2 protein-coding genes are annotated in these 1,713 nt (G+C 69.5%); both read right to left on the bottom strand.

Annotated elements, in window-relative coordinates; all coding sequences use genetic code 11:
* A partial coding sequence (locus tag G7A99_RS11440) for an NAD(P)/FAD-dependent oxidoreductase (RefSeq protein WP_163140290.1) occupies window positions 1–647 on the bottom strand: 647 nt, incomplete at its 3' end.
* A gap of 65 nt (window positions 648–712) precedes the next feature.
* Window positions 713–1,713 (bottom strand): MFS transporter (locus G7A99_RS11435; protein ID WP_163140288.1); only part of this gene is annotated, 1,001 nt, incomplete at its 5' end.

Below are 1,713 nucleotides of genomic sequence, written 5' to 3'. Positions count from 1 at the left end.
CGGCGTCCGAGGATGCGCTCGGTGACCGCCTCCATGCGGAAGTCCAGGCCGCGCTCGATGAGCGTGTCCCGGAGCAGTCCCGAGGCGGGGCGGTCGAGCTGGCGCTCCATGAGGCTGTCGGCGATGTGCACCACGGTGACGGACATGCCCTGTTTCATCAGGCCGTTGGCCGCCTCCAGCCCCAGCAGGCCACCGCCGATGACCACCGCGTGGCGGTGGCGGCGGGCGGCCTCCAGCATGGTTTCCACATCGCCGATGTCGCGGAAGCTGACCACACCGGGGAGGTCGTTGCCGGGCACCGGCAGCACGAACGGGGTCGAGCCGGTGGCGAGCAGCAGCCGGTCGTAGGGCGTCTCCCGGCCGCTGGCGGAAACGATCCGCCGTCGCCCGCGCTCGATGCGCTCGACCGGATCGCCGGTATGCAGGGTGATGCCGTTGTCGGCGTACCACTCGCGGTCGTTGAGCACGATGTCCGAGAGGGTTTTCTCGCCGGCGAGCACCGGCGAGAGCATGATGCGGTTGTAGTTCACGTGGGGCTCGGCACCGAAGACGGTGATCTCGTAGCGGCTGTCGTCGAGCTTGAGCAGCTCTTCCACCGTGCGGATGCCGGCCATGCCGTTGCCGATGACGACGAGTCGTTCACTCATGACGGAACCTCGTTCAGTGGGGCGGCGGTAGTGCCGCCGCCCCGTTGCCGTGTCTGCGATGGGGTTCAGGCGGTGGCGGGGGCGACGGACTCGTCGCCCGCGGCGGCGGCGCTGAAGGCGCGGTCCTCCTCCGCCAGGGTCTCCGGCGAGAAGCGCACGGCGAAGGCGAAGAACGAGCACGCGAGCACCGCGATGCCCAGGTAGAGCAGTCCCTGGCCGTAGGTCAGGCCCTCGGTGCGGAAGAGAAAGCCGGCGGCCACCGCACCGGCGTTGCCGCCGGCGCCGACGATGCCCGAGACGGCCCCGAGCGCCTTCTTGTGCATGAACGGCACCAGCCCGTAGGTGGCGCCCTCGGACATCTGGGTGAACAGGCTGAACACCACCAGGGTCGCCACCGCGGCGGCGAGCACCGCCATCTGCGAGAAGGCGATCAGTGCCAGGCCCTCGCAGAACAGTGCGATGAACAGCCACCGCACCCGCCCGCGCAGGCCCGCGGCACGGGCGAAGCGGTCGGAGAAGATGCCGCCGAGGGTCCGGGCGAAGATGTTCATCAGCCCGAACAGTCCGGCGATGAAGCCGGCCGTGGCGAGGCCGAGCTCGAAGTTGTCGAAGAAGTACAGTGCGGCGATGTTGTTGATGGTCAGCTCCACGCCGAAGCAGGCGGCGTAGACCACGAACAGCGCCCACACCCGCGGATCCCGTGCGGCGACCAGGAAGCTGCCGCTGGCGCTGTGCTCGTTGCGGGCCTCGGGGATCAGCCCCCGGGCACGAAGCTCGCGGTAGTCGCCGTCCGGGGCGTCCTGGGTGAAGCGGTAGTAGGCGAGGCCCATGACGAAGAGCACCACGCCGGGCAGCACCATCGCCGCGCGCCAGCCCACCGCCTCGCTGACACCGAACATCAGCACCGCGGAGAAGACCAGCGGCATGACGATCTGGGTGGTGCCGCCGCCGAGGTTGCCCCACCCGGCGGTGGTAGCGTTGGCCGTGCCCACCACGTTGGGCGCGAACATCACCGAGGTGTGGTACTGGGTGATGACGAACGACGCACCGATGGCGCCGATGGCAA

The organism is Arhodomonas sp. KWT (assembly GCF_010993615.1).
Note: the sequence above shows the minus strand (reverse complement) of the source record. Positions and strands in the feature narration are given on the sequence as shown.